The 24,258-nt window shown below is 70.4% G+C and carries 18 protein-coding genes and 3 pseudogenes; 12 read left to right on the top strand and 9 right to left on the bottom strand.

Annotated elements, in window-relative coordinates; genetic code table 11:
* Positions 1 to 47: 47 nt before the first annotated feature.
* Positions 48 to 395 (top strand): MerR family transcriptional regulator, encoded by a 348-nt coding sequence (locus AB0M11_RS05675; RefSeq protein WP_365701693.1) that lies wholly within the window; start codon positions 48 to 50, stop codon positions 393 to 395.
* 133 nt (positions 396 to 528) lie between these two features.
* On the opposite strand, the gene AB0M11_RS05670 is transcribed toward AB0M11_RS05675, so the two are convergent.
* Complete coding sequence (locus tag AB0M11_RS05670) at positions 529 to 2,214, bottom strand: ribonuclease J (RefSeq protein WP_365701691.1); 1,686 nt, start codon at positions 2,212 to 2,214, stop codon at positions 529 to 531.
* Between the two features lie 324 nt (positions 2,215 to 2,538).
* Between AB0M11_RS05670 and AB0M11_RS05665 the strand changes: the two genes are divergently transcribed.
* The gene (locus AB0M11_RS05665; RefSeq protein WP_365701690.1) at positions 2,539 to 3,954 is read left to right on the top strand and encodes a DEAD/DEAH box helicase; all 1,416 of its coding nucleotides are present in this window, start codon (positions 2,539 to 2,541) and stop codon (positions 3,952 to 3,954) included.
* A 98-nt stretch (positions 3,955 to 4,052) separates the two neighbouring features.
* Entirely contained in the window at positions 4,053 to 4,295 is a 243-nt protein-coding gene (locus tag AB0M11_RS05660) for a DUF5302 domain-containing protein (protein WP_365701688.1), read from the top strand.
* Between the two features lie 116 nt (positions 4,296 to 4,411).
* Here AB0M11_RS05660 and AB0M11_RS05655 read toward each other — a convergent pair whose 3' ends face one another.
* Positions 4,412 to 5,200: a DUF1963 domain-containing protein gene (locus tag AB0M11_RS05655; protein ID WP_365701686.1), complete on the bottom strand. Its 789-nt coding sequence runs from the start codon at positions 5,198 to 5,200 to the stop codon at positions 4,412 to 4,414.
* Positions 5,201 to 5,564: 364 nt separating this feature from the next.
* Entirely contained in the window at positions 5,565 to 6,599 is a 1,035-nt protein-coding gene (locus AB0M11_RS05650) for a LuxR C-terminal-related transcriptional regulator (protein WP_365701684.1), read from the bottom strand.
* A 508-nt stretch (positions 6,600 to 7,107) separates the two neighbouring features.
* On the opposite strand from AB0M11_RS05650, the gene AB0M11_RS05645 reads away from it, so the two are divergent.
* Entirely contained in the window at positions 7,108 to 11,199 is a 4,092-nt protein-coding gene (locus tag AB0M11_RS05645) for a carboxypeptidase regulatory-like domain-containing protein (protein ID WP_365701682.1), read from the top strand.
* Between the two features lie 115 nt (positions 11,200 to 11,314).
* Here AB0M11_RS05645 and AB0M11_RS05640 read toward each other — a convergent pair whose 3' ends face one another.
* The 3 genes and pseudogenes from AB0M11_RS05640 to AB0M11_RS05630 all read right to left on the bottom strand — a co-directional run.
* A complete protein-coding gene (locus tag AB0M11_RS05640; RefSeq protein WP_365701680.1) occupies positions 11,315 to 12,430 on the bottom strand; it encodes a cellulase family glycosylhydrolase in 1,116 nt (371 codons plus the stop codon).
* A gap of 339 nt (positions 12,431 to 12,769) precedes the next feature.
* A complete protein-coding gene (locus AB0M11_RS05635) occupies positions 12,770 to 12,958 on the bottom strand; it encodes a 2-oxo acid dehydrogenase subunit E2 (protein ID WP_365701720.1) in 189 nt (62 codons plus the stop codon).
* 592 nt (positions 12,959 to 13,550) lie between these two features.
* A pseudogene (locus tag AB0M11_RS05630) lies at positions 13,551 to 13,815 on the bottom strand (transposase); the annotation flags it as partial.
* Positions 13,816 to 14,004: 189 nt separating this feature from the next.
* On the opposite strand from AB0M11_RS05630, the gene AB0M11_RS05625 reads away from it, so the two are divergent.
* Together AB0M11_RS05625 and AB0M11_RS05620 are read left to right on the top strand one after the other, a co-directional pair.
* Complete coding sequence (locus tag AB0M11_RS05625; RefSeq protein WP_365701678.1) at positions 14,005 to 14,367, top strand: hypothetical protein; 363 nt, start codon at positions 14,005 to 14,007, stop codon at positions 14,365 to 14,367.
* A pseudogene (locus AB0M11_RS05620) lies at positions 14,364 to 15,023 on the top strand (nucleotidyl transferase AbiEii/AbiGii toxin family protein). Before AB0M11_RS05625 ends, AB0M11_RS05620 begins: the two are co-directional and overlap by 4 nt.
* Positions 15,024 to 15,345: 322 nt before the next feature.
* On the opposite strand, the pseudogene AB0M11_RS05615 reads toward AB0M11_RS05620, so the two are convergent.
* A pseudogene (locus AB0M11_RS05615) lies at positions 15,346 to 15,449 on the bottom strand (IS5/IS1182 family transposase); the annotation flags it as partial.
* A 230-nt stretch (positions 15,450 to 15,679) separates the two neighbouring features.
* Here AB0M11_RS05615 and panD point away from each other — a divergent pair.
* The 3 genes from panD to AB0M11_RS05600 are packed head-to-tail and all read left to right on the top strand — an operon-like array spanning position 15,680 to position 17,119.
* Complete coding sequence (gene panD / locus AB0M11_RS05610) at positions 15,680 to 16,099, top strand: aspartate 1-decarboxylase (RefSeq protein ID WP_365701676.1); 420 nt, start codon at positions 15,680 to 15,682, stop codon at positions 16,097 to 16,099.
* Positions 16,100 to 16,120: 21 nt separating this feature from the next.
* Positions 16,121 to 16,465 (top strand): GNAT family N-acetyltransferase, encoded by a 345-nt coding sequence (locus AB0M11_RS05605; protein ID WP_365701674.1) that lies wholly within the window; start codon positions 16,121 to 16,123, stop codon positions 16,463 to 16,465.
* A gap of 3 nt (positions 16,466 to 16,468) precedes the next feature.
* Entirely contained in the window at positions 16,469 to 17,119 is a 651-nt protein-coding gene (locus AB0M11_RS05600; RefSeq protein ID WP_365701671.1) for an aspartate/glutamate racemase family protein, read from the top strand.
* Between the two features lie 427 nt (positions 17,120 to 17,546).
* Here AB0M11_RS05600 and gndA read toward each other — a convergent pair whose 3' ends face one another.
* The gene (gene gndA, locus AB0M11_RS05595) at positions 17,547 to 18,986 is read right to left on the bottom strand and encodes an NADP-dependent phosphogluconate dehydrogenase (RefSeq protein ID WP_365701669.1); all 1,440 of its coding nucleotides are present in this window, start codon (positions 18,984 to 18,986) and stop codon (positions 17,547 to 17,549) included.
* A gap of 351 nt (positions 18,987 to 19,337) precedes the next feature.
* Here gndA and AB0M11_RS05590 point away from each other — a divergent pair, with 351 nt between their 5' ends.
* Positions 19,338 to 20,507 (top strand): transglycosylase family protein, encoded by a 1,170-nt coding sequence (locus AB0M11_RS05590; RefSeq protein ID WP_365701667.1) that lies wholly within the window; start codon positions 19,338 to 19,340, stop codon positions 20,505 to 20,507.
* Here the strand turns inward: AB0M11_RS05590 and AB0M11_RS05585 are convergent.
* The gene (locus tag AB0M11_RS05585; protein WP_365701665.1) at positions 20,497 to 21,951 is read right to left on the bottom strand and encodes a DMT family transporter; all 1,455 of its coding nucleotides are present in this window, start codon (positions 21,949 to 21,951) and stop codon (positions 20,497 to 20,499) included. The genes AB0M11_RS05590 and AB0M11_RS05585 overlap by 11 nt on opposite strands.
* A gap of 211 nt (positions 21,952 to 22,162) precedes the next feature.
* On the opposite strand from AB0M11_RS05585, the gene AB0M11_RS05580 reads away from it, so the two are divergent.
* Both AB0M11_RS05580 and glgA read left to right on the top strand, forming a co-directional pair.
* Complete coding sequence (locus AB0M11_RS05580) at positions 22,163 to 22,996, top strand: (2Fe-2S)-binding protein (RefSeq protein WP_365701718.1); 834 nt, start codon at positions 22,163 to 22,165, stop codon at positions 22,994 to 22,996.
* A gap of 38 nt (positions 22,997 to 23,034) precedes the next feature.
* Positions 23,035 to 24,186 carry a glycogen synthase gene (gene glgA, locus AB0M11_RS05575; protein ID WP_365701715.1) on the top strand — a complete coding sequence of 384 codons (1,152 nt, stop codon included), beginning with the start codon at positions 23,035 to 23,037 and terminating at the stop codon, positions 24,184 to 24,186.
* Positions 24,187 to 24,258: the final 72 nt, after the last annotated feature.

Genomic DNA, 24,258 nt, shown 5'->3' with positions numbered 1-24,258 from the left:
CCGGTACGGCACCCGGGCCCCCCGACGCGTCCAGAAAGAAGAGGTCTATGCCGTCTGCCGGTTCCCGTCCCGTCGGCCCGCTCGATGATGACGACTATCCCGCCTACACCATGGGCCGGGCCGCCGAGATGCTCGGCACCACCCCTGCCTTCCTCCGTTCCCTCGGCGAACACCGCCTGATCACCCCGCTGCGCTCCGAGGGCGGCCACCGCCGCTACTCCCGCTACCAACTGCGCATCGCCGCCCGGGTCCGCGAACTCGTCGACCAGGGCACCGCGATAGAGGCCGCCTGCCGCATTGTCATCCTCGAGGACCAGCTCGCGGAGGCGCAGCGCATGAACGAGCAACTGCGCGCCGAGGGCGGCAAGCCTCAGCCGAAGACGTCAGCCTGCTGAGAAGGCCCGAACCCGAGGCGTCCGACGCACCGTCGGCGGACGAGACCGCTGAGCCGGCGCACGGCCGTTCCGTCGCTCGGGCTGCGGGCGGGGGCCGCGGCCGGTGTCGGGGACCGTGCAGCCGGGCTGGTGCTCAGGCGTCGATGATGACGGGGATGATGAGGGGCTTGCGGCGGTGGGTGCGGAACGCCCAGTTCGCCACGGCGCGGGCGATGAGCTGTTCGAGTTGGTGCGCGTCCCCGACGCCTTCCGCGGCGGCGGTGGCCAGGGTCTTCTCGATGACGGGAATGACCGGCTCGAAGGTGGCGTCGTCGTGGACGAAGCCGCGGGCCAGGAAGTCGGGCGCCTCGGCGAGGGCGCCGGTGTCCGCGTCGACGATCGCCACCACCGTGACCACGCCTTCGGCGGCGAGGGCGAGGCGGTCCTTGAGGGAGGCTTCGGTGGCGCCGCCGACTTCCATGCCGTCCACGTAGATGTTGCCGGCGGGGACCTTGCCGGTGATGGATGCGCGCCCGTCGACCAGGTCGACGACGACGCCGTCCTCGGCGATGACGACCCGTTCCGGGGCGACGCCGGTCCGGATGGCGAGGTCGGCGTTGGCCCGCAGGTGGCGCCATTCGCCGTGCACGGGCATCACGTTGCGGGGCTTGACGATGTTGTAGCAGTAGACGAGTTCGCCGGCGCTGGCGTGCCCGGAGACGTGCACCTTGGCGTTGCCCTTGTGGACCACGTGGGCGCCCCACCGGGTGAGTCCGTTGATCACCCGGTAGATGGCGTTCTCGTTGCCGGGGATGAGGGAACTGGCGAGCAGGACGGTGTCACCCTTGCCGATGCGGATCACGTGGTCGCGGTTGGCCATCCGGGACAGCGCGGCCATGGGTTCGCCCTGGGAGCCGGTGCACACCAGGGTGATCTTGTGGTCCGGGAGTTTCTCCAGCTCCTTCGTGCTGACGACCAGACCGGAGGGGACCTTCAGATAGCCCAGGTCACGGGCGATGCCCATGTTGCGGACCATCGACCGGCCGACGAAGGCGACCTTGCGGCCGTGCTGGTGGGCGGCGTCCAGGACCTGCTGGATGCGGTGCACGTGGCTGGCGAAGCTGGAGACGATGACCCGGCGTGGCGCGGTGCGCATCACCTGCTCGATCGCCGGGTTCAGCTCTCGTTCGGAGGTGGTGAAGCCGGGTACTTCGGCGTTGGTGGAGTCGGTGAGGAACAGGTCCACGCCCTCCTCGCCGAGGCGGGCGAAGGCGCGCAGATCGGTGATGCGGTCGTCGAGGGGGAACTGGTCCATCTTGAAGTCGCCGGTGTGCAGCACCATCCCGGCCGGGGTGCGGATCGCGACCGCGAGGCTGTCGGGGATGGAGTGGTTGACCGCCACGAACTCGCAGTCGAAGGGCCCGAAGCGGCGCCGGTCGCCCTCGCGCACCCGTACCGTGCGCGGCCGGATGCCGTGTTCCTTGAGTTTGGCCTCCAGGAACGCCAGCGTCAGCTTGGAGCCGACGACGGGAATGTCCGACCGCTCGCGCAGCAGGTAGGGCACGCCGCCGATGTGGTCCTCGTGGCCGTGGGTGAGGACCACGGCGACGATGTCGTCCAGCCGGTCCCGGATCGAGGTGAAGTCCGGCAGGATCACGTCCACCCCGGGCTGGGTCTCCTCGGGGAAGAGCACGCCGCAGTCGACGACGAGCAGCTTGCCGGCGTGCTCGAAGACGGTCATGTTGCGGCCGATCTCACCCAGGCCGCCCAGGGCGATGACCCGCAGCCCTCCTTCCGGAAGGGGCGGCGCGGCTTTCAGTTCTGGGTGCGGATGGCTCATACCCCGACGTTACCCGGAGAACGGGCCCGAGTGATCCACCATTCCGTTGCCTGCGTGATCTCCCTTGCCCGACGGAGAAGACCCGGCACACGGTGCCGTGGTCTCCGCGTTCGCCACCTCCTGGCGGGCCTCGGCAGGTGTCCACGTGGACTGGTCGGACGCGCGAGGGGCGAGGGACATCAGGACGCGATGTCATGCCTCGTGTTACTCTCACGCGTTTGCGTGGTCGTCGCGGTGGGCGATTCCGCCTGTTGGTCCGCTCGTGTGCGGGCTGTTCCGTCCTGCCGGGCCTTCCTCGGTACATTCCTCTGCGGAAGGCTGTTCATGAAGCATCCCGATGACTCCGGCAGCGCGCACGGCGGTGCCGCCCAGCCTGGAGCCGCCACCCCTGTGCTGCCCCCGGCCGTCTCCTTCGCCGGTCTGGGACTGCCGGCGGAGGTGCTGCGGACACTGAGCGGACTCGGGGTGCGCGAACCCTTTCCGGTCCAGGCCGCCACACTGCCCGATGCCCTGAAGGGGCGCGATGTCCTGGGACGCGGGCGCACCGGATCGGGCAAGACGCTCGCCTTCGGCCTGCCGCTGCTGACACGTACGGCCGGGCGGCGCGCCGAACCCAAGCAGCCCCTCGCCCTGATCCTTGTGCCCACCCGAGAGCTGGCCCACCAGGTCACCGAGGCGCTGGCGCCGTACGCCGACGCACTGCGGCTGCGGATGACCGCGGTCGTCGGCGGCATGTCGATCGCCCGGCAGATCGCCGCGCTGCGTCAGGGAGCCGAGGTGGTCGTCGCCACCCCCGGACGCCTGCACGACCTGATCGAGCGCCACGCCTGCCGCCTGGGACGGGTCAGGATCACCGTGCTGGACGAGGCCGACCAGTTGTGCGACCTGGGCTTCCTGCAGCAGGTTGCCGACGCGCTCGACCAGGTGCACCCGGATGGTCAGCGGATGCTGTTCTCGGCCACTCTGGATCGCGACGTCGATCAGCTGGTCCATCGCTGTCTCCGCGACCCCGTCGTCCACTCGGTCGACCCGTCCGCGGGCACGGTCTCGACGATGGAGCACCACGTCCTCGTCGTCCACGGCCCCGACCGCTACGCCGTCACCACGGAGATCGCCGCCCGCGACGGCCGCGTCCTGCTGTTTCTCGACACCAAGCACGGCGTCGACCAGCTCACCCGGCATCTGAGGGCCAGCGGGGTGCACGCCGGGGCCCTGCACAGCGGCAAGTCCCAGCCGCAGCGCACACGAACCCTGGCGCAGTTCAAGAACGGTCAGATCACCGTACTGGTGGCGACCAATGTCGCGGCCCGTGGCCTGCACGTCGACGACCTCGATCTCGTGGTCAACGTCGACCCGCCCACCGACCCCAAGGACTACGTGCACCGGGCCGGCCGCACGGCCCGCGCCGGTGAGTCGGGCAGAGTGGTCACTCTCGTGCTGGCGGGCCAGCGCCGCGAGACGAGCCGCGTGATGGCTGAGGCCGGCATCGAGCCGACCGTCACCAAGGTGCGCTCGGGCGAGGCGGAGCTGACCCGGGTCACCGGCGCCAAGGCTCCCTCCGGCACCCCGCTCGACGGCACGCCCGCCGTCCCCCGGCCCAAGAACAACAACGCGCCCTTCCGCGGTCTCGGCACCACCAAGGATCCCTCCCGCGGTGCCGGGGGCAAGTCCCGGAAGGCCGGCGAGGCCCGCAGGCTGGCCGAGGCCCGGAAGGCCGCGCTCGTGCGTCGCAACGGCTGAGAGCCGTTGCCCTGGCGGCGAATCTCCGGCCACGGGCGCCTTGCACAGCGCCCGGCATGACAAGCTGAGCCTGTCCACCCCGAACCCAGGAGGTCACCATGACCGCAGAGCCCGTATCCACCGAAGGTTCGGAGCCGGCTGCCTCCGAGACGTCCCCGCTGCAGCCGGACAGCGACGGCACCTACGACCTCAAGCGCAAATTCCGCGAAGCCCTGGCGCGCAAACGCGGTGCGCAGGCGGACGCCGCCGACGCTGCCGCCAACCCGAATGCGTCAAAGGTGCGTGCGGCGCACGGCCCTGCTGCGAGCCAGCGGTCGTTCCGGCGCAAGAGCGGCGGGTGAGTCGATCACTCCGGTGATCTGGCCTCCACCAGCACGAAACTGATCAAGCAGAGCACACCGGTCCCGAGCCAGCCCAGCACGGAGAACGGGAGCCAGGTCAGGAAACCGGTGGCTGTTCAGACCTGCTGCTCGAACTGCAAGGCTTCGTACCGGCGCCCTGCGATGTCCTCGGGCGCGCCGACGATCAGGGTCTGGGTGTAGACGTGGGGGTCGATCGACTGACCATGTATCTGCGCGAGGAGGACGAGATCGCCCTCGTCCGGAGCTGTCTGCCAAGGGCTGGAGAAACCCCCCAGTTGGACGGCGACTCCGTGTGAGGCGCCGCCCGCTGCCGCTCTCCGTGTGGCCTCCTCGAAATCGTCCAGGATGTCGTCCCGGGCGATTCCCCCACTGTCCAGGAACGCGCTGGTCGCCGGGGAGTCGCGCCAATCGGGTGAGACGGTCAGTCCGGGCACCGGATACAGAACATCCGGCTGGTAGACCCTTACCTGCTCCGGCTCCCCGTCGAGCTCGTACGTCGCCGGGCGTTCCGTGGTCCGCACGCCGGCGGGCACGTGGAGCACCACGGACGACTCCGGCTCGTACTCGATCTGGGTGAAGAACAACAGGCTCCCGTCGGACGGCAGCTCGATGTCCAGGGCCGCGCGAGGGAGCGCCGCGCAATCGACGGTCAGCACCAGAGGATCGCGCCCATCGGGCCAGTCGACACCGTCCGGCAGGGACGGGAGGCCTCCCGTGCGCGCGGCAGGACGGGCCTCTTCCTGCTGCGCGGGCGTCAGGTCCTGGAAAGGGACCAAGTGGACGCACGGTCGCGAGCCGGCGAGCAGCTCCTGTGCGACCGGCCCGGGAACGCCGTGCCTCGCGGCCGTCCGGAGAACGAGTTCTTCCACGATCGACATAGTCATGCCGCAATCATGCCGGGACCCACTGACACCGACTTACCCCAACTACCGCCCCGAACAGTGCAGTTATTGCGCGAGAGGACGTGAGGGCGTGAGGGCGTGGCTTCGGCCGGACTGCTGCGGCGCCGAAACGGCGGACCGGCCCTAACTGGCCGACGCCCGGAGGTGCATCACGCCGGGCGTGGCGGCGACGGCCATGCTGGAGCGCTTCAGTCGGACCGGCTCGAACGCCCTGCTGCGCCGAGCCGTCGTGGAGGCCGTCGTCACGGCGATGGGACGGCACCTCCTGGACCGACGAGCAGCTGCCCGAGGACATCACGACCAGCGCGGGCAGAGGGGGATGTTCACTCCGGCGTGACGGCCACGCTCACTCCTCCATGTTCCCGAACAAGCCGCGTTCCTGGGCCAGCAGGGCTATCTGGAACCGGGTCCGTGCGCCCAGTTGTCTGCCCAGATCGCTGATATGGGTCTGCACGGTCCGGCGGCTGAGTCGCAAGGCGCGTGCGATGGCGTCGTCCTTCATACCGGCGGACATCAGACGAAGGATGTCCCGCGTCCGACTGTGGAGAGCGGCCTCTTGTCTTTCGGGGCTCGCGGCGTGCGAAGCGGGGCCGCTTTCCAGCGAGAGGGGCACCGCACGCTCCCATACGCTCTCGAAGAGGGCGGTCAGCACTTCGAGCAGCGTCGGGGAGTGCACCACGAGTGAGCCTGCGGCGGGATCGTCTTTGCGTAGCGGCATGATCGCCGCGACGCGGTCAAAGATGACCAGCTTCATGGGGAGTCCGGGCAGCAGCCGCAGCTCCCCTTCCGCAGGGGCGCCCCGGAGAGCTGTTTCAAGGCATCCGTCGTCGGCGATTCCGTCGCTGTCGTACACGGACCGGAGCCGGACACCGGGACGGACCGTGGAGCCCGCAGCGGTGGACGTGTCGGTGGGGGCGATCCGCCGGGTCACATAGGGCGGTCTCGCGAAATGCAGCACCTCCTGCTGGCTGCTCCTGAGAAGGTGAGCGTAGCGGGCGCCGACCTGTTCATCGCTCTCGACGACCTCGAAGAGATCCGAGGCGATCTGCCGTCCGGGGGCCGTGCGATAAACCTCGTCGAGTTGTTCCGCGTAGAGCTCCGCCCTGGCCAACTCCTGCCGTTTACGGGCCAGAAGGGCGCCCAGCGAGGAGCGGGGCGGGCCGGCGCTCCAGCGCGTGGGCTGTCCCCCGACGCGTACGGCCAGGAGTTCGGCCTCCAGGGATCGTAAGGCGGTCCGGGCCGCCGCGGCCGAGACGCCGGTCCCCGCCGCGACCGCGTCCTCGTCCGCGCCCGGATGACTGACCAGGTACTCCAGTGCCTGCCGGGCCAGGGAGCCCAGACCGGTGCCTGCCCACAACGCGTCTGAGGAGGACACGTCCATCAGCGACTCCTCGGAAGATCGGAACGAGGTGTACGCCGATGCTACGCAAGTGCGCAACTGCGCGGGCCTGCAGAGGGTGGATCTTGTCAGGCCGGGCCGCCGAGGTCAGGATGATCAGACGTCACCTGATACCCGACTGCGTGCAACCGACTGAAATTCAATTACTGTGCGGAATGCGGCCCTACGCGTTTTTTGAGCGGCGGGCCATCTTGGCGTGGGATTTGTTTCCTTCTCCGGCCCGGGTCTCCTTTTTCGCGAAACAGGCGCATGACACTTACATGTAACACGCGGCCTATTGTCAATTGCGCTCCGACGTACGCCAATTGATTGCGGCGAATGTGAACCGCCCGCAATCGCTGTCGACCGGGAACCACGTTCGAGTCGACCCAAGCAAGGCGAACCGAGGAGTAACCTCTTGCGCACCTCACCGAGAACCGGTTCGGTTTTACGTCGAAGAGCCGCCGCCTGTCTGACCCTGTTCAGCGCCGCCGCACTGACGGTCCTGGGCATGCAGATCCCGGCCCACGCGGTGGCGCCGCCCGCTTCATCGGCCTCATCTGCCTCGTCGGCCAAGAAGAAAGTCGCCCTCGAACCCTCCTGCGCCACTCCCAGGAAGGGCGAGGCCGCATGCTTCGCCCTGCGTCGCACCGACATCAAGGCCGTCAAGGGCCTGCTGTCCGCCTCCGTCACCCCCAGCGGCTACGGCGCCGCCGACCTGCAGAGCGCCTACAGCCTTCCCGCCGACGGCGGTGCGGGGCAGACGATCGCCATCGTCGACGCCTATGACGACCCGAGCGCCGAGGCCGACCTGGCCGTCTACCGCGAGCAGTACGGGCTGCCGGCCTGTACCACGGCAAACGGCTGCTTCACCAAGGTCGACCAGCGCGGCGGCACCAACTACCCGGCGCCCGACGCCGGCTGGGCCGGTGAGATCTCACTCGACCTGGACATGGTCTCCGCCGCCGCGCCGAACGCGCACATCCTGCTCGTCGAGGCGGACCAGCCGAGCTTCGAGGACCTCGGGGCGGCCGTCGACCAGGCCGTCGCGCTCGGTGCCAAGTACGTCTCCAACTCCTACGGCACCAACTACAGCAGCACCCCGGGCAGCGGCGAGAGCCCGGACGAGACGACGTACGACGCCCATTACAACCACCCCGGTGTCGCCGTGGTCGCCTCCTCGGGCGACAGCGACTACGGGGTGGCGTACCCCGCCGTCTCCCCCTACGTGACCTCTGTCGGCGGCACCTCATTGGTCCGGGACTCCGGCAATGCACGCGGCTGGTCCGAGTCGGTCTGGAACCGCAATGGCCTGGGCCCGGGATCCGGCTGCTCCCTCTACGAGCCCAAGCCGGCCTTCCAGACGGACACCGGATGCGACAAGCGCACCGTCGCCGACGTCTCCGCCGTGGCCGACCCGGCCACCGGCGTCGCGGTCTACCAGACCTACGGCGGTGGCGGCTGGCAGGTGTACGGCGGCACCAGCGCCTCCTCACCGATCATCGCCGGCGTGTACGCGGCCGCCGGCACCCCCGTCGCGGGTACGTACCCCAACTCCTACCCGTACGCCTCCGGGACCGGTCTCCATGACGTGACCGCCGGTGACAACGGCACCTGCACCCCCGCGTACCTGTGCACTGCCGGTGCCGGTTACGACGGTCCGACCGGCCTGGGCACCCCCGACGGGCTGGCCGCGTTCCGCAGCGGCCCCCACGGGAAGCTCTCCGGCACCGTCACCGACGACAGCACCGGCAAGCCGGTCGCCGGAGCCACCGTCAGCACCCAGGGCGGCGGCACCGCGCACACCGCTGCCGACGGGACCTACTCGCTCGTCCTGCCGGTCGGCAGCTACGACATCACCGTCGAAGCGTACGGCTACTCCACCCGCACCGCCTCGGGTGTGTCCCTCGGCGACGGCGACGCCCTCACCAAGAACTTCGCCCTGACCCCGGTCCCGAGCCGGACGGTCTCCGGCAAGGTCACCGACGGCTCCGGCCACGGCTGGCCGCTCTACGCCAAGATCACCGCGGACGGCGTCCCCGGCGGCCCGGTGTGGACCGACCCCCTCACCGGCGCCTTCGACCTGAAGCTGCCCCAGGGCCACGACTACACCCTGCACGTGGTCAGCGCCTATCCCGGCTACACGTCGCCCACCAAGAAGATCACCGTCGCGGCCTCCGACCAGAGTCTGAACGTCGCGGTTCCGGCCGACCCGTGGGCGGCCACCGTGCCCGCCGGCTACTCGGTACATGACGAAGGCACCACCGAGACGTTCGACTCGACCGACTCCGCCCCGAGCGGCTGGAGCGTGGTCAACGCCGACGGGACGACCGGCGGCTGGACCTTCGACGACCCGGGCTCACGCGGCAACACCACCGGCGGCGACGGCGGGTTCGCCGTCGTCGACAGTGACCACTACGGCGGCGGGGCGCACCAGGACTCGCAACTGATCAGCCCTGTATACGACTTCACCGACAACTCCGCACCCGAGATCGCCTTCGCCAACGACTACTGGGCCATCGGAGGCCAGAGCGCGGACGTCGACGCGACCACCGACGGCGGCGCCACCTGGACCACACTCTGGTCCGCAACCGGCACCACCTTCGGCGCGCAGAAGGTCGAACTCCCGCTGACCGACTACGCCGGCAAGGCATCGGTGCAACTCCGCTTCCACTTCACCGGCTCCTTCGGCTGGTGGTGGAAGGTAGACAACGTTTTCATCGGCGATCGCCACCTCGCGTCCCTTCCGGGCGGTCTGCTCACCGGCACCGTGACGGATGCCAACACCTCCACGGGGCTGGTCGGCGCCACCGTGACGAACAAGGACGACAGCAAGCAGAGCGCCGTCACCTTCGCCACCCCCGACGACCCCGCCCTGGGCGACGGCGTCTACGCCCTGTTCTCCTCCCTCGGCAGCCACGGCTTCACCGCGGCGAAGCCGCACTACACCGGGCTCGACAAGACGGTGAAGGTGCGGGCCGACAGCGCGGTCGGCGCGGACTTCGCACTCGGCGCCGGGCAGGTGACGCTGGACAAGACCTCCATCAGCGCGTCTGTCGGATGGGGCGAACAGACCACCAAGACCCTGACCGTCAAGAACACCGGCACGGCACCCGCCACCGTCAAACTCGGGGAACAGTCCGGCGGGTTCACCATGGCGGCCGCGGGCGGCGCCCCGCTGAAGCTGGTCAAGGGCAGGTACTCCGCACTGTCGAGCAAGGCCGCCGCGTCCGCCGCGGGCACCACCGCCAAGGTGGTCCCGGGAGCCGCCGGTGACGCCTGGCAGGCGGCCGCCGACCTGCCGGTGAAGTTGATGGACAACGCTGTCGCCACCAACGACGGGAAGGTCTACTCCGCCTTCGGCTTCAACGGCAGCGCCGACACCAAGGACATGTACGTCCTCGATCCGGTCGCCGGCACCTGGACCAAGCAGGCCGCCGCGGCGGACACCCGGGAGGATCCGGCCCACGGCTTCATCGACGGCAAGTTCTACGCCGTCGGCGGCTGGGGACCCAGTGGCGCCCCCGACTCCAAGCTGGAGATCTACGACCCGGGAAGTGACACCTGGACCACCGGCGCCGCCTCGCCCAAGCCCTACGCGGGCTCCGGCAGCGCCGTGCTCGACGGCAAGCTCTACGTCGTCGGCGGCTGCGGGGCCGACTCCTGCGGCTCCACGGATGTCACCGTCTACGACGCCGCCGCCGACAGCTGGTCCACACTGGCCGCCTACCCGGAGCAGATCTCCTGGAGTTCCTGCGCCGGCATCAGCGGCAAGCTCTACTGCGCGGGCGGGTTCAACGGCAGCAGCGAGGTCAAGCACTCCTACGTCTACGACCCCGCCGCCAACGCCTGGTCACAGGTCGCCGACCTGCCGATCACCCTCTGGGGCGCCGCGTACACCTCAGCCAACGGCCTGCTCGTCACCGCGGGCGGCGTGACCGGGAACAGCATCACCAACCAGGGCTTCTCCTTCGACCCGCAGGCCGGCACCTGGACCGCCCTCCCCAACGCCGACACCGCCACCTACCGCGGTGGAGGCGGGCTGGGCTTCTTCAAGGTCGGTGGCGGCGTCGCGCTGGCGACTCCCGGAACGACCGTGGAGGTGCTGCCGGGTTACGACCAGGGAGAGACGAGTGAGGTCAGCTGGCTGAGCGAGAGCACGCAGCAGCTCACTCTCCAGCCCGGTAAGAGCTCGAAGGTGACGATCACCCTGGACGCCTCCGTGGCCGAGGTGACCCAACCGGGAGACTTCACCGCCCAGCTCTCCTTCAACACCGACACTCCCTACTCCGTGCCCAGGCTCCCCGTGGCGATGCACGTCGCCCCACCGAGCACCTGGGGCAAGATCACGGGGACGGTGCTGGGAGTCACCGCCGTCGGCGGCACCGCGCCGATCACCGGAGCCACCGTCCAGATCGACACCTGGGCCACGAGCTACACGCTGACGACCGATGCCGCCGGCGGGTACGCCCTGTGGCTCGACGTCCGCAACAACCCGCTCACCGTCATAGCTGCCAAGGACGGTTTCCAGCCGACCGTCGCGACGGTGACGATCAAGAAGAAGTCCACCGTCGTCAAGAACTTCACCCTCAAGAGAAAGTAGGCAGGAATGGCCGAAGGCCGGGGCGGCGCGCACCCGAACGGGGGCCGCCCACCCCGGCCTTCCGGCCGTCGGCGTTCACGGTCTCGGCGGTCCAGGAACCCCCGCGCCGCACTTGTCAGCCGGATGCGAGGCGGTTCTTGAGGCCCTGTCCGTAGGCCGTCGGGGTTCCGTCGTAGTCGGTGATGAGCGACGGGCCGGACTTGCAGTCCCACGTGTTCCAGGTCCAGCCAAGGTAGCCGAGATCCCGGCTGTCCAGCCAGTTCATGAGGGTGTCGACGTAGCCGTGGGCGCAGTCGTCCTCGCCGATCTCGCCCACCACGAGCGGGTAGCGGGCGGCGACGGGGGCGATCTGGGAGTCCCAGCAGCTCTGGGTGTTGCAGCTGTTGAAGTTGTACGAGTGCCAGGACGCCACGAGCTTGCCCTCGGGATCCGAGGGCGCGTACGTCAGCCAGCCCGACAGGTCGTTGGCGTAGTTGATGCCGCCGACCATGATGTAGTTGGTCGCGCCCGTCGACCGCACGGCATTCACGAGAGTCTGCATACCGGCCACGGGGTAGAGGAAGCCGATGCAGGCCGAACCGCCGTCGCGCCAGCACCTCCACGAGGCTTTGGCGTCGAACATGACCAGGTTCGGGAAGGGCTCGTTGAACAGGTCGAAGACGACGCCCTGGTCGCTCTTGAAGGTGTTGGCCACCGACTTCCAGAAGTCCGGGGTGTGGTCGCTGTCGGGCATGGGCTTCTGGCACCGCGAGGCATACGCCCAGCAGTTGGAACCGATGCCTATGTGCACACCGCTGCTCCAGTGCAGTTCGAGGATGACGTGGAGGCCGGCCTGACGGAGCCGGGAGACGTAGTCGGAGATGGCGTCGCGGTAGTTGGCGCCGCTGTAGGCGGGGTTGGCTCCGTTGATGCCGAGCCAGCAGTCCTCGTTGAGCGGCACGCGGACGACGTTGGCCCACCAGTGCTTGATGGCCTGGATGGAGGCGTTGTCAGCGGGGCCGTCGAAGATGCCCCGGTTCTGCACACACATGAACTCGGTGCCGGAGCGGTTGACGCCACGCAGCTTGGTGGGCAGCGACGCAGCGGCGGCATGTCCGATGACGGACGTGCCGGGGGCTGCCTGCGCCGCGGAAACCGGGCCAGGAGCGAGCAGTGCTCCGATCAGGCCCAGCAGCAGGGCGAGAACGCGCGCTGCCCGGCGGCCTGCGGCTGCGGAGTGACGATCTCTCATCGTGTCTCCCGGTGGGGGGTGGTGCGTGGAGCACAACCGGTACGCGCTCCACGCCTGGGACATCGCAGGTGCGAGGTTGGTCAGCGAAACGCGAACGCCGTGGTCTGCGGCGCTCCTGCAGAAGGCGCGCCGAGGACCGGTCGGCGTGGGCGCAGGCATTGTTGCAGTTGATCCACGAGCCGTTGCGGTCCGGAGCCCTCGCCGCGGAACGGCTTGACGACACCGACGCGCATGCCCTCGACGCTGGCGGCGTCTGATCATGCGTCGCGATGGACGCCTGCTGAGCGCCCCGGCCACCCGGTCATGTGGTCGTAGGGGAAGGGGACCGTGCAGCCGGGGTCAGGGGCGGCTGACACTGGCGATGACGTGGCGCAGGAAGCTGGCCGCCGTTCCTCCGTTGCAGACCCGTTGATCGAAGGTGAGGGACAGCTGAACGACGCTGCGCACCTCGACCCCTCGCTCGGCGCCGGCCGAAGGAAGCCTCCTCCACCATGAATTCGTTGCGCGCCGTCGGATCGGATGACGGATCTTGTTCGGCCTAATGTCGGGTGGTCGAGCCTTTCTGTGGTGAGCGTCACGGGAGTCTTCGGGAGCCGTTGCGTACGCTGGTGTGGAAACAGCCCTTGACCTGCAAGGACGCAGGTAGGGAGCCTGCTTTCGGGAGTGCTCGGATGGTGCGTACCATGTTCAAGTCCGAGATCTAACGTTTGGGTGTTTTCGCAGGTCAGGGCCCTGATCACCGCCTCCGGGTCAGCAAAAGGTCAGCATCAGGCCGGATGGTGTCCGGCTTGCTGACCTGCACCTGCGGCAGGGGCCTGCTGCGCCGCCCATCGCCCTGCTCGGAAGGCTTGATGCGTGGCTCGACAGCTTGCCCGTGGGATGGGGTCGTTCTTCAAGGAGTGCGGTTGTTCCAGGCCGACCCGTTGCCCGCACCCGTACACGATTCGGTTCCGGGACGCTGCCGGCGCTGCACGTAGCGTGCGGCAGTCTGGCCGGGGCGGACAAGACGATCGATGCTGTTTCCCGTTTCCTTCTCCGACACGGGAACGCGACATGCGCGGCAGGGAGGACCGGAGAAACGGACTGTCTGGAAGTCGTGCCGAAAAGGGAGGAGGTTCAGCGTGCGCTCGACGACCCATCCGAATGCATCCAGGCCACTGCCGTGGTCCTCACCCCGCTCGGCGATCACCGGTGTGATGCCGAGAGCCCGCACAAGACGGCGGTACGTGTCGTGGTCTTAGCCGCGGTCCGCGAGCAGGGCATCAGGTCGTCGGCGCGGACGGCCGACCGGTCCCGCTACCCGCGGGACCCTGTCGAGCAGACGCGGCAACTGGGCGACGTCGCCCACGGTTACCGCCGGTTAGCGACACCGCGAGCGGAATGCCCTGACCGTCGCCCGCCGGGTGCCCTTTCGTCCACTGCGCCGGCGCCATGGGCATCCTCGGGACCGCCACCCGGGGCTGTGCAGGTAGGCCATGATGAGTGTCCGAGGGCGCGCGGCGCCAGACCCGGACGTACGACAGAAGAGCCCCGTATCCGCCATGCCGACGCCTCCCAGCAGCGATACTGGATGCATGGACCCGACGATCACCGCTCCCCGCGCCGAGGTGCTGCGGGACCGCTACCGCGGCCGACTGCCCGAGCGTTTGCAGGAGCTGGCCGGCCCCGTCGAGGGCAACGTGGACCTGCCGCTCCACATCGTCTGGTCCGGGCGGACGAGCTACAGCCTGGACCGTCCGAAGTCCCGCATGACGCTTTACCGGACCGTCCTCGCCGAAGGACTGAGTGAGGACCTGGTGGCACTCCTGCACCACCGGCTGCTCACCGAGCAGTGGTCCGTCCTGCGGCGTTTGATCAGCCCCTACATCCGCGAGGTCTGGGAGGACGCCTTCCCTGAGCTGCTCCGCACCGCTTCGGCCGACACGACCCCCGCGTGAAGCTCACCCCGCTCCACGAGCGTCTCCTCGCCGACATCCTCGACCTCGGCTCCCCCTACCCTCTCGTCCTCACCGGCGGATACGCCGTGCAGGCCCACGGCCTGGTCGAACGCTTCAGCCGCGACCTCGACGTCGCCACCGAGAACCCCGCTCCGATGCAGGAGATCGTCGCCTCACTCACAGCAGGTCTCGGCGCGCGCGGATGGCGGACCACACACGTGCAGACCGATCCGCTCAGCGGCCGTTTCCTCGTCACCGATCCGGACACCGGCGAGTAGTGTGAGGTCGACGTCCTCAAGGAGGCGTTCTGGGCCCCTCCCGCTCAGACCCCCTACGGCCCTGTTCTTTCCCTCGATGACGTGATCGGCACCAAGGTCCGTGCCCTCGCCGACCGCGGCACCGTCCGGGACCTCATCGACGTCCAAGCTGCCTCCCGCCACCGCTCCACCGCCGACCTCGAATCCCTGGGCCGCCGTCGTGCACACGACGAGTTCAGCCTCGAAGACCTCCGGGACAGGCTCATTGGCGCGGACTGGTACGAGGATGAGGACTACACCGTGTATGGGCTCACCTCCCGCCAGATCGACGAACTCAAGGCGTGGGCAATGGAGTGGGCGGAGGATCTGGGTGCGCGGATCCATGACGAGAACGCCTGAGAGGTGGACATGGTGCCCATCCCGCCTCCACCCCCGTTGCAACGAGAGGAGGCTGAGTAGCCAGTAGTTGCAATCCGGAGCTGTCCACGATGGGTGACCACACGGCACGGCGGATGTGCAGGGCAGTCGAGCGATACCCCGCAGTGGAGCGTGGCCTTCTGCGCTCCTTCACGATGCGCCACAGAGCCGGGTTGCGCTTCGGATGCTTCCACTGTCCTCCCCTCTTCGTTGCCTTCCGGCTTGGAAGCAGCAGCCTGGGCAGACGGCCCGAACTCAGCTGCCCACTACGTGGTAGCGACCGTGATCGATCGATCACAGTCGTGAGGTTGGCCACGGCTTCGGATCGGGCCGGGAGCGCCTCGTATCCGCAGACAGACGCCGGTGGAGCATCAACCATCCGTAGGTCCGCTCGACCGCCTGACGCTTTGCATCCGGTCAGCATCAGTCCTCGTACATCCGGGGACGGGTGTTCGAGCAGGTGCTTGGTTGGCGATGGAGAAACAGCCTGGTTCGCACGGAAGGGCAGGTGAGGAGCCTTCTTGCCCGAGTGAAGTCGATGTTCCTCGCATCTTCGACTCCGACGCGTGCCCATGTACAGTGAAGACCGCCCTTGACCTGCACAAAGCAGGCAGGGAGCCGTCAAACAGGAGTCCAAAGTGCTGCGTACTCTGTTCAAGTCCAAGATCCACCGTGCCACCGTCACCCAGGCCGACCTGCACTACGTGGGATCCGTGACCATCGACGCCGACCTCCTCGACGCCGCCGACCTCCTCCCCGGCGAGCTGGTCCACATCGTCGACATCACCAACGGGGCCCGGCTGGAGACGTACGTCATCGAAGGCGAGCGGGGCTCCGGCGTCGTCGGGATCAACGGGGCGGCCGCGCATCTCGTCCACCCCGGCGACCTGGTGATCATCATCAGCTACGCTCAGGTCACCGACGCCGAGGCGCGTACCCTTCGGCCGCGGGTCGTGCACGTCGACCACGGCAACCGGGTGGTGGCCCTCGGCGCCGATCCGTCCGAGCCGGTACCGGGCTCGGACCAGGAGCGCAGCCCGCAGGCCGTACCGGCCTGACCGACGGACCAGGAGGGCGACATGAGTGACATCGAGATCCGCGACGACCGGGCGGCCGGCCGTCTGGAGGCGGTCGCCGGCGGCGAAGTCGTCGGCCGCATCGAGTACTTCGTCCTGGAGTCGCCCTCCCCGGCCCTCGTGCCGGTCCACACCGTCGTGGAACCCGAGCACGAGGGGAAGGGCATCGCGGGCTCCCTCGCCCGCGAGCTGTACGCGATCTCCGAGCGGGAGAAGACGCCGGTGGCCCCGCTCTGCCCCTACGTCGTCCGGTGGGCCGAGCGCCACCCCGACGTGGCCCCGACGCCGGACCCCGAGCTGCTGCGTGCGGCGAAGGAGTGGCTGGTCGCCCACCCCGACCGCTTCTGAGCCGTGCTCGCCCTCCTGCACACCTCCCCCCTCCACATCCCGCTCTTCGACGCCCTGCGCGACGAGCACCACCCGGGTCTGGAGCTGCGCCACTCCGTGGCCCCGGACCTCCTGGTCCGGGCCCGCGAGCACGGCCCCGAGGCGGTCGCCGCAGACGTCGCCACGGCTCTTCGCCGGGCGGCGGCGGAGGGCGTACAGGCCGTGCTCTGCACCTGCTCGACGATCGGCGAGGTGGCGGAGCGGGCCGCCGGCGAGGTCGGAGTACCGGTGATCCGCGGCGACCGCCCGATGGCCGCCGCGGCGGTGACGGCGGGCCCCCGTATCGCCGTCCTGGCGACGGTCGAGAGCACCCTCGCGCCCACCCTGGCCCTGCTCGACGACGAGGCCCGCCGGGCGGCCCGACCGATCCGCGCCCGCGCCCGGGTCGTGCCGGACGCCTGGAGCCGCTTCGAGGCCGGCGACATCGAGGGCTGCGCGCAGCTGGTGGCGGCCGCCGCGGACGCGGTGACCGACGCCGACGTGATCCTCCTGGCCCAGGCGTCCATGACCTCGGCCGCGCGTCTCACGGCCACCACGCTTCCGATCCTGTCCAGCCCACGTCCGGGCCTGGCGGCGGCAGCGGCCGCGGGGAGTGCGCGAGCGACGGTCGGGTAGGTGACCCGGTAGACAGCAACCTGCCGGAGGACACCATGACCGTCCCGCACCCGGACCCGACACCCCCCGACCCCTATCCCTCCCCGGTCCCTGCCCCCGAACCACCCCCTGCCCCCGAGCCACCCCCACCGCCCCCCAACCCCACACCCCCCGTCCCCCCAGACCCCACCCCCACCCCCCAACCAGGCCCACCCCTCACCTGACCCCCACAGAGCCCCTCAGAGACGCGAGAAACAAGGGGCGCGGGGAATCACGCGAGCAACCACCCGCCCCCTAGGGGCGCGGGGAACTGCGCGAGCAACCACCCACCACCAGCACCCGACCACCACCCGCACCCCCCTCAAGGCGCGCGGGGAACTGCGCCTCAAGGGGCGCGGGGAACTGCGCGAAACCGCAGCCCGCCCGCACCCCGCACCCGGCGCCGGTGCTACGCCGTGACCTCCGAGCGGTCCCCGCCCCACAACGTGTGGAACGTCCCCTCCCGGTCCACCCTCCGATACGTGTGCGCCCCGAAGAAGTCCCGCTGCCCCTGAGTGAGCGCCGCAGGCAACCGCTCCGCCCGCAGCGCGTCGTAGTACGCCAGCGCCGCCGAGAACCCGGGCACGGCCACCCCCTCTCGCGTCGCCGCGATGATCACCTCACGCCAGTCGTCCTGCGCCTCGGCGATCTCCCGCGCGAATGTCTCGTCGGACAGCAGACTCGGCAGGTCGGCCCGCGCGTCGTACGCCGCCCGGATCCGGTCCAGGAACGCCGCCCGGATGATGCAGCCGCCCCGCCAGATGGAGGACACCGCCCCGAGGTCGATGTCCCAGCCGTACTCCTCGCTGCCCGCCTGGATCTCGTGGAAGCCCTGCGTGTACGACACGATCTTCGACGCGTACAGCGCCTGCTCCACCCGGTCCGCGAACGCCGCCGCCTCCGCCTCGGAGAGCGCCGTCGGCTTCGGCCCCGCCAGGTCCCGGGAGGCGGCCCGCAGCCCGGCGTGACCCGACAGGGACCGCGCGAACACCGCCTCGGCGATGCCCGACACCGGCACGCCCAGGTCGAGCGCGATCTGCACGGTCCAGCGGCCGGTGCCCTTCTGCTCCGCCTGGTCCACCACCACGTCCACGAACGGCTTGCCGCTCGCGGCGTCCACGTGCGCCAGCACCTCCGCCGTGATCTCGATCAGGTACGAGTCGAGCCGGCCGGTGTTCCAGGTACGGAAGATGTCCGCGATCTGCGCGGGGGAGTACCCCGCGACGTCGCGCAGCAGCTGGTACGCCTCGCCGATCAGCTGCATGTCGGCGTACTCGATGCCGTTGTGCACCATCTTCACGAAGTGCCCGGCCCCGTCGGGACCGACATGCGTCACGCAGGGCGCGCCGTCGGCCGCCTTCGCCGAGATCTTCTCCAGCATCGGGCCCAGCGAGTCGTAGGACTCCTTCGGCCCGCCCGGCATGATGCTCGGCCCGTGCAGCGCGCCCTCCTCGCCGCCGGACACGCCCATGCCGACGAAGTGGATGCCCTGCTCGCGCAGCGCCTTCTCACGGCGCCGGGTGTCGGCGAAGTGCGCGTTGCCGCCGTCGATGATCATGTCGCCGGGCTCCAGGAGCGGTGCGAACTCCTCGATCACCGCGTCCGTGGGGCCGCCGGCCTTGACCATGATGACGAGCCGGCGCGGCCGCTCCAGCGCCGCCACGAACTCCTTGGCGGTCTCGGCCGCGATGAAGTCGCCCTCGTCCCCGAAGTTCTCCACCAATTCGTGTGTCTTCGACACCGTGCGGTTGTGCAACGCGACCGTGTAGCCGTTGCGCGCGAAGTTCCGGGCGAGGTTGCGGCCCATGACCGCGAGACCCGTGACGCCGATCTGCGCCGAAGTGCTCATACCGCCTGCTCCTCAAGAATCAAGTCGATCCCGTAGCACGTGCAAGGGATGCTGCCGCCGCTCATGCCCGCCAGTATTGCCCAAAGGCCATCCTGACCCGCCGTACGACCGGCCGCACTTGCAGATACGGCCCGGACGGCCCCGACGCCTCAGCAACCTCGGGAAACGCTGTTCGAGGCCGTCGCGGGACCCGTCGTACTGACGAAGTGTCAACACGGGCCGCTGCCGCGCTCCTTCCGAGGCTGTCGTTTTTCCGGGGAGGCGAGAGGCGGCCGATTGCCGCCTTGTCATGGCCTGTTCGGCACGCTTACTTTTGGCCCTCCTGACGCGCGTGGCTAGGGGGATGCAGACATGTCCGAACACGGCCGGCACCGCCGGTACCAGCCGAACAGGATCAACCGCGCCTCGCTCACCGTCACGGCGGGCGGCGCCGGCCTCGCGCTACCGCTCGTCGCCGCCGGCAGCGCCGACGCGGCCTCCATGTCCACCTGGGACAAGGTCGCCGCCTGCGAGTCGAGCGGCGACTGGGGCATCGACACCGGCAACGGCTTCTACGGCGGGCTCCAGTTCACCCAGTCCACCTGGGAGGCCTACGGGGGCACGCGGTACGCGCCGCGCGCCGACCTCGCCACCAAGGACCAGCAGATAGCCGTGGCCGAGCGGGTCCTCGACGGCCAGGGGCCGGGCGCCTGGCCGGTCTGCTCGGTGCGGGCCGGACTCAGCCGCGGCGGAGAGACTCCCGGCGTGCACACCGAGAGCGCCGCCACCCGCCCCGCGGCCGACTCCCCGAAGAGCTCCGTCCGGGACGTGAAACCGCAGACCACGCCGCAGTCCCGGGCCGGCCGGGCCGAGATGTACACCGTGGTGCACGGCGACACGCTCTCGGGGATCGCCGAGGAGCACGACGTGGCCGGTGGCTGGCACCGCCTGTACGCGGCCAACCGCACGACGGTCGGTTCCGACCCCGACCTGATCCTGCCGGGCCAGCGGCTCAGTCTGACGGGCCAGGCCGCCAAGGCGGCCGGGGCGCACCCGAAGACCGAGGCACACCGGAAGGCCGCGGAAAGGACCAGGCCGAGCGCCAAGGCGAAGACGAAGGCCGCCACCCACACCGGTCACTCGCTCGTCGCCCCCGTCGACGCCCCGATCGGCACCCCGTACCACGCGGCCGGTTCGCACTGGTCGAAGGGCTACCACACCGGCGTCGACTTCCTCGCCCCCACCGGCACCTCCGTCAAGGCGGTCGAGGCCGGACAGGTCGTCACGGCGGGCTGGGGCGGCTCCTACGGCTACCAGGTGGTGATCCGGCACGCCGACGGCCGCTACACGCAGTACGGCCACCTCTCGGCCATATCCGTGCGGGCCGGACAGAGCGTCTCCACGGGCCAGCGGATCGGCCGCTCGGGATCCACCGGCAACGCCACGGGCCCGCATCTGCACTTCGAGGTGCGGACGGGGCCCGGTTTCGGCTCGGACATCGACCCGGTCGCCTATCTCCGGGCCGGCGGCGTCAGAATCTGACCCGCGGGCGGCGCCGCTCCAGGAGCGGACCGTGCACGTAGTCGGCGGCGGGCAGCAGCACGTCGGCCACCTCCGGCGCCGGCGCCGCGGACCCCGTCCGCTGCTGGGGCATCTGGACCAGTGCGGCCGGCCCGGGACGCGCGTCGCCGTCACCCGCCGAGCGGCCCTCCGCCGCGCCGACCGACGCCAGACCCGCTTCGGCCGGTGCAGCGGCCGGTGCCAGTGCCGCGTCGGCCCCCACACCGACCGACGCCAGACCCGCTTCGGCTAGTGCAGCGGCCGGTGCCAGGCCCGCGTCGGCCAGCGCACCGGCCGGTGCCAATGCCGCCTCGGCTCCTGCACTGACCGGCGCCAGGCCCGCTTCGGCTCCTGCACTGACCGGCGTCAGGCCCGCTTCGGCTCCTGCACTGACCGGCGTCAGGCTCGTTTCGGCCAGCGCACCGGCCGGTGCCAGTGCCGCGTCGGCCAGTGCAGCGGCCGGTGCCAATGCCGCCTCGGCTGCCGCACCCGCCGGTGCCAGGCCTGCCTCGGCCAGTTCCACCAGCGCCTCGACCAGCGGTTCGGGCGAGACCTCGGCGCCGGCCGGCTCCGGTACCGCACGGGCCGCGTGCGGTGTGCCCTCGATGCGTTCGGTCGTCAGCAGGATCAGGCCGCCCGCCGCCACCGCACCGCAGCCGAGCGCCAGCAGGGTGCCCGTCGCGCCGTAGCGGAACGTCTCGCCGAACATCGTGATGCCGACCGCGGCGGCCAGCACCGGGTTGACCACGGTCAGCGTGGCCAGCGGGGCGGCGAGGCCGCCGCCGCGGTAGGAGGCCTGGGAGACCAGAACGCCCGCGACGGCGTAGGCGCCGATCACGGACAACCAGAGCAGGTCGGCGGCGCCGATCCCGCCGTTCCAGTCGATCGCCACGACCTTGGTGAACACCGAGGACATGCCGAAGGCTATGCCGGAGGCGGTGGCGAGCAGCACGCTGCGCACCGCCGGGTGCCGGTGCGCGGCCCGGCCCGCGATCATCAGCGCGACGACCGCGCCGCCGGTGACCAGCGCGACCCCGATCCGCCCGGCGGAGGCCAGGGTGTGCGCGTCGGAGGAACCGACCAGGGAGAGCAGACCGGCCAGACCGACGGTCGCCATGATCGCGCCCCGCCACGCGGTCGTGCCCGCCCGGCGGCCGACGAACAGGGCCGCCATGGGCAGCGCGAACACGATGGTGAGCGCGCCCAGCGGCTGCACCAGGCTCAACGGGCCGTAGGCCAGAGCCACCACGTGCAGCAGACCGCCGAGGCCGTTCAACGCCATCGCACCCCACCAGCTCGCGCGGTGCAGCGGCGCGTACTGCTCGTCGGGGGAGGAGACCGCCACCTGCTCCTGCACGATCGCTCCGCCCGCGTAGGCGACGGCGGAGACGAAGGAAAGCAGCACGGACAACGCGAGGGCGCTCACACTCGGCTCCTCTGCGTCAGGCGGTGCCGCTTGGCCCCGCGCGGTGATCGGTCGGCTTCCATGGGAAACACTCTGCCCGCCCGCGTGCTTCCCGTCGTCGTACCTGAGCACCCAATGGGTCCTACTGCCGATGGAGTACGGCGGGATCCCGATCATCCCCAGGGTGGGTACCGGCAGGTGGAGAGGGTGCCCGCACGGCGCTCCCGGACGCCTGGTACTACTGCACCCCGTGGACCTGTTCGCCGACCTGGATCCGGACCTCGCCGCGCTCCGTCAGCTCGGCGGCTTCTTCGTGCTGCGGCCGGTCGGGTCGGCGGTCGCGGGTCCCGAGGCGGCGCGGGTCGGCGCGTTGCCGACGCTGGCGGAGGCGTATGAGGACAGCACGTCGGACGGGCGCGGAAACGCCCTGGCTCGCCGTGTGGACATCGTCGCCGGGCGGCTGCGCACCGCCGAGCCCCGGGTCGCCGCCTCCCTCGCGCACCAGGGGCTCGCCGCGCGGCTCTGGTCCGTCGCCCTCGGCTGCGCCGTCCGCTACGGCCGCCTCCCCGACCTGGGCCCCGCCCTGCTCCGCTGGGACCCGGCCGCCACCGCCCCTGACGACCTCTGGTTCACGGGGCCGCGCCCACGTCCCGGCGGTACCGAGCCAGCCACGCTCGACGGCACCGACCCGGCCACGCTCGCTGACGCCGTCGTCCGCACGGTCGTGCACGGCCATCTCGCACCCCTGGGGGACGCCCTGCGGCACCGGTACGGCCTCGCGCCCGGCCTGGCCCGGGGCAACGCAGGCTCCGCGCTGGCCGGTGCCGTGCGGGAACTGGACCGCTGGGCGCGCGCGAACAACCGTGCGGACATGGTCACGCGGACCCGCGCACTCGCCGACGTCCTCTTCGCGCATCCCCTGCTGAGCACCACGGGCACCCGCGCCGGCCTGGCCTTCCGGCGCCGCAGTTGCTGTCTCTACTACCGGGTACCGGGCGGCGGGGTCTGCGGTGACTGTTGTTTCACACAACCACCGCGCTCTTCCCCGCGCGGCGCATCTGGGTGACCATGGAACAACCTGCCGTGGAGAGCGAGGGGTTGCGGGTGCGAGTCGGACTGCTGACCCGGGAGTACCCCCCGGACGTGTACGGCGGCGCGGGCGTCCACGTGGAGTTTCTCGCGCGTGAGCTGCGGCCCCTGGTCGACCTGGAGGTGCACTGCTGGGGCGAGGGCCGCGGGGTCGGCGTCGTCCGGCACCGCCCCTGGTCCGCCCTGGACACCGCCAACGACGCGCTGCGCACCTTCTCCGTGGACCTGGCCATGGCCGCGGGCCTCGAAGGCCGTGAACTCGTCCACTCCCACACCTGGTACGCCAACCTCGCCGGCCATGTCGCCAAGCTGCTGTACGGCGTGCCGCACGTGGTGACCGCCCACTCGCTGGAACCGCTGCGGCCCTGGAAGGCCGAGCAACTCGGCGGCGGCTACGCCCTGTCCAGCTGGGCCGAGCGCAGCGCGATCGAGGCGGCCGACGGCGTGATCGCGGTGTCCGGGGCGATGCGCGCGGACATCCTGGAGTGCTATCCCGCCCTGGACCCGGCGAAGGTCCACGTCGTGCGCAACGGCATCGACACCGACCTGTACCGCCCGGACCGCGCCACCGACGTCCTCGCCCGCGTCGGCGTGGACCCCGGCCGCCCCTACGTGCTGTTCGTCGGCCGGATCACCCGCCAGAAGGGCGTGCCCCATCTGCTGCGCGCGGTACGGGACATCGACCCGGCCGCGCAGGTGGTGCTCTGCGCGGGAGCACCCGACACCCCCGAGATCGACCGCGAGTTCCGCGAGCTGTTCGCGGAGCTGAGCCGGGTCCGCGAGGGCGTGCACTGGATCCCGCAGATGCTGCCCCGCGCCGACGTCATCCAACTCCTCACCCACGCCTCGGTGTTCGCCTGCCCCTCGGTCTACGAGCCGCTCGGCATCGTCAACCTGGAGGCGATGGCCTGCGGCACGCCCGTGGTGGCGTCCCGGGTGGGCGGCATCCCGGAGGTCGTCGAGGACGGCAAGACGGGCCTGCTGGTCGACCTCGACGACGACTTCGAGCAGGGCCTCGCACGGGCGCTGGACGCCGTCGTCGGCGACCCGGAGACCGCCCGCCGGATGGGCGAGGCCGGACGCGAGCGGGCGGTGGGGGAGTTCGGCTGGGACGCCGTGGCCCGGCGCACCGTCCGGCTCTACGAGGAGATCCTCAAGCATGCGTAACACCAGGCGTAACGAACAGGCCGCCTGTTCGACGTGATCCCGGGGCAGGCTTAGCGGGTGTGCTCCCAGGGC

This window comes from Streptomyces sp. NPDC051987 (assembly GCF_040680735.1).
Classification (GTDB): domain Bacteria; phylum Actinomycetota; class Actinomycetes; order Streptomycetales; family Streptomycetaceae; genus Streptomyces.
The sequence above is the reverse complement of the archived record's forward strand: the minus strand, read 5'-3'. Positions and strand labels throughout refer to the sequence as shown.

What these genes read in the sequence shown, in the direction of transcription:
- AB0M11_RS05675 (WP_365701693.1), top strand. Translation starts at nt 48, where the DNA reads ATGCCGTCTGCCGGTTCCCGTCCCGTCGGCCCGCTCGATGATGACGAC.
- AB0M11_RS05670 (WP_365701691.1), bottom strand. Translation starts at nt 2,214, where the DNA reads ATGAGCCATCCGCACCCAGAACTGAAAGCCGCGCCGCCCCTTCCGGAA.
- AB0M11_RS05665 (WP_365701690.1), top strand. Translation starts at nt 2,539, where the DNA reads ATGAAGCATCCCGATGACTCCGGCAGCGCGCACGGCGGTGCCGCCCAG.
- AB0M11_RS05660 (WP_365701688.1), top strand. Translation starts at nt 4,053, where the DNA reads ATGACCGCAGAGCCCGTATCCACCGAAGGTTCGGAGCCGGCTGCCTCC.
- AB0M11_RS05655 (WP_365701686.1), bottom strand. Translation starts at nt 5,200, where the DNA reads ATGACTATGTCGATCGTGGAAGAACTCGTTCTCCGGACGGCCGCGAGG.
- AB0M11_RS05650 (WP_365701684.1), bottom strand. Translation starts at nt 6,599, where the DNA reads ATGGACGTGTCCTCCTCAGACGCGTTGTGGGCAGGCACCGGTCTGGGC.
- AB0M11_RS05645 (WP_365701682.1), top strand. Translation starts at nt 7,108, where the DNA reads ATGCAGATCCCGGCCCACGCGGTGGCGCCGCCCGCTTCATCGGCCTCA.
- AB0M11_RS05640 (WP_365701680.1), bottom strand. Translation starts at nt 12,430, where the DNA reads ATGAGAGATCGTCACTCCGCAGCCGCAGGCCGCCGGGCAGCGCGCGTT.
- AB0M11_RS05625 (WP_365701678.1), top strand. Translation starts at nt 14,005, where the DNA reads ATGGACCCGACGATCACCGCTCCCCGCGCCGAGGTGCTGCGGGACCGC.
- AB0M11_RS05605 (WP_365701674.1), top strand. Translation starts at nt 16,121, where the DNA reads ATGAGTGACATCGAGATCCGCGACGACCGGGCGGCCGGCCGTCTGGAG.
- gndA (WP_365701669.1), bottom strand. Translation starts at nt 18,986, where the DNA reads ATGAGCACTTCGGCGCAGATCGGCGTCACGGGTCTCGCGGTCATGGGC.
- AB0M11_RS05590 (WP_365701667.1), top strand. Translation starts at nt 19,338, where the DNA reads ATGTCCGAACACGGCCGGCACCGCCGGTACCAGCCGAACAGGATCAAC.